We start from the raw sequence: 7,186 nt of genomic DNA, 5'->3' as shown, positions 1-7,186 counted from the left end.
TGAAAGAAATCTCTTTTTCAGCTAAACTATTAAACATCATACAGTCTCCTTTACGTATTTTTCTGAGCAGTTAATATCATAAAGAAAAACTGTATGATTGGAAAGTGGTTTTTTCTACTTCCCATTTTTTTATTTATTTTTTGCCAACTAAAATTTTACACTAACTTTTCTTTTTCAGATTCTTTGTAAATTTCTATACACACTCTTTTATCTTTGCTTCTATTCTTTCCTTAACTGTTTTTGCAATTTCCACTGTTGTTAAGTCTTTGTAGTCGTCATAATATAAAGGCTCAAGGTAATGAATTTGCACATCTACTTCTGATGTATCTTTTATGTCAAAAGGTTTGAAAGAGTCTATAAGTGCTACTGGAACAATTGGAGCTTTGGCTTTTGTGGCACTTTTAAAAGAACCACCTTTAAAATCTCCCAGTATATTTCCGTTTTTGCTTCTTGTTCCTTCAGGAAATATTATATAGTTTCTGCCTTGTTTTATTCCTTCTGTCATTTCTTTTATTATTTTCATTGCCTGACGTGGGTCATCTCTGTCCAATGCTTTTGCATCAAGTGCTTTTATTACCTGCTTTAGTAAGATTACGTCTTCCAAATCTTTTCTAATTACAAAAGATGTTGGTCTTTCGTGTGTATCACAAATAAGCAGGACGTCAAATAAGCCCTGATGATTTGGTGTTAAGATGTATCCGTTTTCTTTTGGAAGATTTTCAAGTCCTGTGCATGTTATGTTTACATGAGCATATTTATTTACTCTGTGACATACATCGTGAACCTTTTTGTATCTTTCATCAATTGTGTATTTGTTCTCTTTACCGGCTAATTTTATTTGATGAAAAAGCCAGGGAACTTTATAAAATCTTCGTGTTACTAAATATGTAATTCTATTTACTTTCATGAATATGTTCCATTCTTTTTATTATTATGCTGATTATTATACTGGTTATTATCTTTAACAATATTTTTAATGTCAAAATATCCCAATAATAATTACACTTTTTTGTAGTTGCTACTGCCCTTAGATTTCTTTATATTCTTCTATAGCTGTTTCGTATAAGTTATTTCCTTCGCTGTCAATTACAACTATTGCAGGAAAATTTTCCACATAAAGTTTTCTTATAGCCTCTGTTCCTAAATCGTCATAAGCTACAACTTCACTTTTCTTTATGGATTTTGATAAAATTGCACCTGCTCCACCTACTGCAGCAAAGTATACACAATTATTTCTTACTACTGCGTCAATTACTTCTTTTGAACGTTTGCCTTTTCCAATCATGCCTTTTAAACCTAAATCCAAAAGTTTAGGGGCATACTTATCCATTCTACTTGCCGTTGTAGGACCGGCTGAACCAATTGGTCTGCCTTCTCTTGCCGGTGATGGTCCCATATAATAAATAATATTGTTGTTCATTTCAATTGGTAACTGCTCGCCTTTTTCTAACGCTTCCCACATTCTTTTGTGTGCAGCATCTCTTGCAGTGTAAATAGTTCCTGTTATATATACATAATCTCCTGCTCTTAATTCTTTTGCAACTTCATCAGAAATTGGAGCTTTTATATTATTGTCCATTTAATTCTCCTTTAAAACTATTATTACATCTAATAAGCTTTAATTCTATTGGCTAAAGTATATTAGCCTTTAATTATATTGTTCTTGTTACGTGTCTGTTTACATGACAGCAAATATTTATTGCAACCGGTAAACCTGCAATATGTGTAGGATATGTTTCCACATTTACAGCAAGTGCTGTCTGAGTTCCACCTAAGCCTCCCGGACCAATACCTAATTTGTTTATTTTAGTTAACAACTCTTCTTCCATTTCTTTTACGTATGGAATTGTAGAGCTACTGTCAGCTGGACGTGCTAAAGCTTTTTTAGCCAAAATTGCACACTTTTCAAAAGTTCCACCCACGCCTACACCTACTACCATCGGCGGACATGCATTTGGACCTGCATCTTTTACTGCTGTAAGAACAGCATTTTTTACACCTTCTATGCCGTCGGCAGGTTTTAACATAAATACTCTACTCATGTTTTCGCTTCCAAAACCTTTTGGTGCAATTGTTATTTTCACATTTTCGCCAGGTACGATGCTGTAATGGATTACCGCCGGAGTATTGTCCTTTGTGTTTTCTCTTAAAATTGGATCTTTTACTACTGATTTTCTTAAAAATCCATCCACGTATCCTTCTCTAACTCCCTGATTAATTGCATCTTCAATATTCTCACCTACAATATGTACGTCCTGACCAATTTCAATAAAAACAACTACCATGCCTGTATCCTGACAGATTGGTATCATGTCCTCACCTGCAATTTTCAGGTTTTCATCTAATTGCTCAAGAATCTGACATCCTAATGGTGATTTTTCATTTTTTCTTGCATTATCAAATACTTTTTTCATATCAGGTGATAGAAAATGATTTGCTTCTATACACATTTCCTTTATATTTTTGGTTATTTCTTCTGAATGGACCTCTCTCATTTTATGTAATTCTCCTTTGTTATTAACATTCCCTTGAAAAAACTTAATAGTTATTAGCTTTAATTAACATTATAATTATCAAACGATTATAAATAGCTTAGTTTAGAAGTTTAATAATACATTTTTAATTTAATTATGTGTGTTTTTATTTTGTATTTCAAAAAAGAAGCGACATAATGCCGCTTCTTTTCAAACATTTGGCATTTTGAATTATTCATTTTCAGAATTTTCTTCATCTGTTTCTTCTGAATTTTCAGCCTCTAATCTTTCAGCTTCTTCTGCATCTGCCTGAGTTACACTTTCTTTTACTTTTGTAATGCTTGCAACGACAATATCATCTTTGTTTCCGGTATTCATAAGCTTAACGCCTAAAGTTACTCTACCTAAAACTGAAATATCATCTACAAACATTCTGATTACAATACCTTCGTTCGTAATCATCATTATTTCGTTGCCATCATTAACAGCCTTTGCTCCAACAACTTCCCCTGTTTTTTCTGTAATCTTGTAGCACTTAACACCTTTACCGCCACGATTCTGTAATTTGAATTCAGTAAATGGTGTACGTTTACCCATTCCGTTTGCTGAAACAATAAGAATATATTCTCCTTCTGTGTCAATTTGCATTGAGATAACTTCATCGTTACCTTTAAGTTCAATACCTCTAACACCCATTGCTGAACGACCTGTTTCTCTAACGTCTGTTTCACGGAACTTAATTCCCTGACCATTCTTTGTAACAAGCATAATGTTATGTGTGTTATCTGATATTGTCACATCAATTAATTCATCGCCTTCACGTAAAGTTATAGCCTGTATACCACTCTTACGAATATTAGTATATGCATTAATAGGTGTTTTCTTAATTGTTCCATTCTTTGTAGCCATAATGAGATACTTGTCATCTTCAAATTCTCTCATCTGGACCATTGCAGAAATCTTTTCTCCAGGCTGTAGCTGTAATAAGTTTACAATAGCCATGCCTCTGGCAGTTCTTCCTGCTTCCGGAATTTCATAGCCTTTTAATTTATATATACGACCTGTATTTGTAAGGAATAAAATATAGTCGTGTGTTGAAACCATAAACATGTCTTTCATAAAGTCATCATTTATAGTTTGCATTCCCTTAATACCCTTACCACCACGGTTCTGTGCCTTAAAGTTATCCACAGTCATTCTCTTTATGTAGCCTAAATTAGTCATTACAATAACTGTATCTTCTTCAGGAATTAAATCTTCATCGTCCATATCAATGTCGATACCGATTTTTGTTCTTCTATCATCACCGAACTTGTCTCTGACAATTTCAATTTCTTCTTTGATAACAGTTAAAAGTTTATTTTCATCTGCAAGTATAGACTTTAAGTAAGCTATCTTTTCCATTAATTCCTTGTATTCATTTTCAAGGTCTTCTCTTGCTAAACCTGTTAACTGTCTGATTCTCATATCAACAATAGCCTGTGCCTGAGCATCTGATAAACCAAATCTTTCAGATAATTTTGCCTTGGCATCTGCTGTTGTTCTTGAGCTTCTAACAATCTGAATAACTTCATCAATATTATCAAGTGCAATTAATAAGCCCTCAATAATATGAGCACGTTCTTCAGCTTTATTTAATTCAAATTTTGTACGACGTGTAACAACATCCTTTTGGTGTTTTAAATATTCATCTAACATCTGAAGTAAATTAAGAACTTTTGGTTCTCCATTTACTAACGCAAGCATTATTACACCAAATGAATCCTGTAACTGTGTATGTTTATACAACTGATTTAATATTACATTTGCATTTGCATCACGACGCACCTCAATAACTACACGTGTACCTTCCTGATCTGATTCGTCACGAAGGTCAGTGATACCATCAATTCGCTTTTCTTTTACTAAACTTGCAATCTTTTCAACAAGTTTTGCTTTATTTACCATGTATGGAAGTTCAGTAACAACAATTCTGCTCTTACCATTATCCATTGTTTCAATTTCAGAGACTGCACGCGTTTTTATTTTTCCACGACCTGTTCTGTAAGCTTCTTCAATTCCTTTTCTACCAAGAATTGTAGCACCTGTTGGAAAATCAGGTCCTTTTACAATTTCCATGATTTCTTCAATTTCAGTGTCTCTGTTTTCCTGAACTCTGTTATCAATAATCTTAACGATTGCATTAATTGTTTCAGTTAAATTGTGAGGTGGAATACTAGTAGCCATACCTACGGCAATACCACTTGTACCATTAACGAGAAGGTTTGGATATCTTGCAGGTAATACTGAAGGTTCCTTTTCCGTATCATCAAAGTTAGGTATAAATTCTACAGTATCTTTGTTGATATCTCTAACCATTTCCATGGAAATCTTGCTAAGACGTGCCTCTGTATAACGCATTGCGGCAGCGCCGTCACCATCTTCTGAACCAAAGTTTCCGTGACCATCAACTAATGGATATCTTGTGCTCCAGTCCTGAGCCATATTTACTAATGCTCCGTAAATTGAACTATCACCATGTGGATGGAATTTACCCATTGTATCACCAACGATACGGGCACACTTTCTGTGTGGCTTATCAGGTCCGTTGTTAAGTTCAACCATTGAATAAAGCACACGTCTTTGTACCGGCTTCAAACCATCTCTAACATCAGGAAGAGCTCTTGCTGCGATTACACTCATGGCGTAATCAATATAAGAGGTTTCCATTGTTTCCTTTAAGTCTACTTCATGAATTCTATCAAATATCTTATCGTCCACTTAATGTTCCTCCTATATATCTAAGTTTTGAACAAACTTTGCGTTTGCCTGAATAAATTCTCTTCTTGGTTCAACATCATCGCCCATAAGAGTTGTAAATGTTAAATCCATTTCTGTTAATGTATCTTCGTTTATTTTTACCTGTTTTAAAATTCTTGTTTCAGGATTCATTGTTGTATCCCAAAGCTGGGATGCATCCATTTCTCCCAAACCTTTGTAACGCTGAATCTTGTTCTGATTGTCACGTCCAATTTCTGTAAGAATCTTATCAAGTTCTGCATCACTGTATGCATAATAATTTTTCTTATTTCTTGTTACCTGATAAAGTGGTGGCATTGCTAAATATACATGGCCATCCTTAATAAGTTCAGGCATAAATCTATAAAAGAATGTAAGCATAAGTGTATCAATATGAGCACCGTCAACATCGGCATCAGTCATAATGATAATCTTGTCATAACGTAATTTGCTAATGTCAAATTCATCATAAATTCCTGTACCAAATGCTGTAATCATTGAACGGATTTCTTCGTTCTGCATAATTCTGTCTAATCTTGCTTTTTCTACATTTAAGATTTTTCCTCGAAGAGGTAATATAGCCTGAGTTGCTCTAACTCTTGCCTTTTTGGCTGAGCCACCGGCAGAATCTCCCTCTACTATAAAGATTTCACATTTTTTTGGATCCTTATCTGAACAGTCAGATAATTTTCCAGGAAGTGCTGCTACATCTAAAACTGTTTTTCTACGTGTAGTTTCTCTTGCCTGTCTTGCTGCTTCTCTGGCACGCTGTGCGAGTACAGCTTTTTCGCAAATTATTTTTGCCACACCAGGATTTTGTTCAAGAAAGTATGTAAGCTGTTCGCTTACAACACTATCAACGGCAGTTCTGGCTTCACTGTTTCCTAATTTTTGTTTTGTCTGACCTTCAAACTGAGGATCTTCGATTTTTACACTAATGATTGAAGTTAAGCCTTCTCTGAAATCTTCACCTGAAAGATTATCTTCTTTTTCTTTCAAAATCTTATTTTGACGGGCATAGTTATTTAATGTTTTTGTTAAAGCTCTCTTAAAACCTTCAACCTGCATACCACCTTCCGGTGTGTTAATGTTGTTTACAAAGCTGAAAGAATTTTCGTTATATGCATCATTGTGCTGCATTGCCACTTCAACATAAACATTGTTTACTGTGCCTTCACAATATATTACATCTTCATACAAAGGAGTCTTGCCCTTGTTTAAGTAAGTTACAAACTCCTTAATACCACCTTCATAGTGGAATGTTTTTTCAATTGGCTCCTCAGGTCTTACATCTCTTAAAATAATCTTAAGGTTCTTTGTAAGGAACGCAGTTTCTCTTAATCTTGTTTCTAACACGCTATAATCGTAAACTGTGTCTTCGAAAATTGTTTTATCTGGTAAAAACTTTACCTCTGTTCCTGTAAATTCAGGATCGCACTCTCCAATTATTTCAAGTTCACCTAATGCATGACCTCTTTGATATTTTTGGTGATGAATCTTTCCATCACGACATACCTTTACTTCAAGCCATTCTGATAAGGCATTTACTACTGACGCACCTACACCATGAAGTCCACCGGAAACCTTATATCCGCCTCCACCAAACTTTCCTCCGGCATGGAGCACTGTAAATACCAACTCTATTCCTGATTTTCCTGTTTTTGTATTAATACCTGTAGGAATTCCACGGCCGTCATCTTTTACTGTAATTGAATTATCTTCATTTATCTGCACATCAATTGTATCGCAGTATCCGGCTAAAGCTTCATCTACTGCATTATCAACAATTTCATAAACCAAATGATGAAGACCTCTTAAAGATGTTGAACCAATATACATTCCCGGTCTTTTTCTAACTGCTTCAAGTCCTTCTAAAACCTGAATCTGATCTGCTCCATACTCATTTTCTACATTTGTGTTGTTACCCATTAGTA

General features: G+C 34.5%; 5 protein-coding genes. All 5 read right to left on the bottom strand.

Going from position 1 to position 7,186, the window contains the following annotated elements; all coding sequences use genetic code 11:
- Positions 1-193: 193 nt before the first annotated feature.
- Positions 194-907 carry a lysophospholipid acyltransferase family protein gene (locus ACZM4J_RS09705; RefSeq protein ID WP_022164582.1) on the bottom strand — a complete coding sequence of 238 codons (714 nt, stop codon included), beginning with the start codon at positions 905-907 and terminating at the stop codon, positions 194-196.
- Between the two features lie 120 nt (positions 908-1,027).
- Positions 1,028-1,579 carry a Fe-S-containing hydro-lyase gene (locus ACZM4J_RS09700; protein ID WP_022164583.1) on the bottom strand — a complete coding sequence of 184 codons (552 nt, stop codon included), beginning with the start codon at positions 1,577-1,579 and terminating at the stop codon, positions 1,028-1,030.
- Between the two features lie 73 nt (positions 1,580-1,652).
- Positions 1,653-2,495, bottom strand: coding sequence for a fumarate hydratase (locus tag ACZM4J_RS09695; RefSeq protein ID WP_022164584.1), 843 nt, complete (start codon positions 2,493-2,495; stop codon positions 1,653-1,655).
- A 210-nt stretch (positions 2,496-2,705) separates the two neighbouring features.
- Entirely contained in the window at positions 2,706-5,234 is a 2,529-nt protein-coding gene (gene gyrA / locus ACZM4J_RS09690) for a DNA gyrase subunit A (protein WP_302690244.1), read from the bottom strand.
- Positions 5,235-5,246: 12 nt separating this feature from the next.
- Positions 5,247-7,181: a DNA topoisomerase (ATP-hydrolyzing) subunit B gene (gyrB, locus tag ACZM4J_RS09685; RefSeq protein ID WP_022164586.1), complete on the bottom strand. Its 1,935-nt coding sequence runs from the start codon at positions 7,179-7,181 to the stop codon at positions 5,247-5,249.
- Between the last annotated feature and the right edge of the window lie 5 nt (positions 7,182-7,186).

This window comes from Eubacterium sp., from assembly GCF_057858645.1.
Note: the sequence above shows the minus strand (reverse complement) of the source record. Positions and strands in the feature narration are given on the sequence as shown.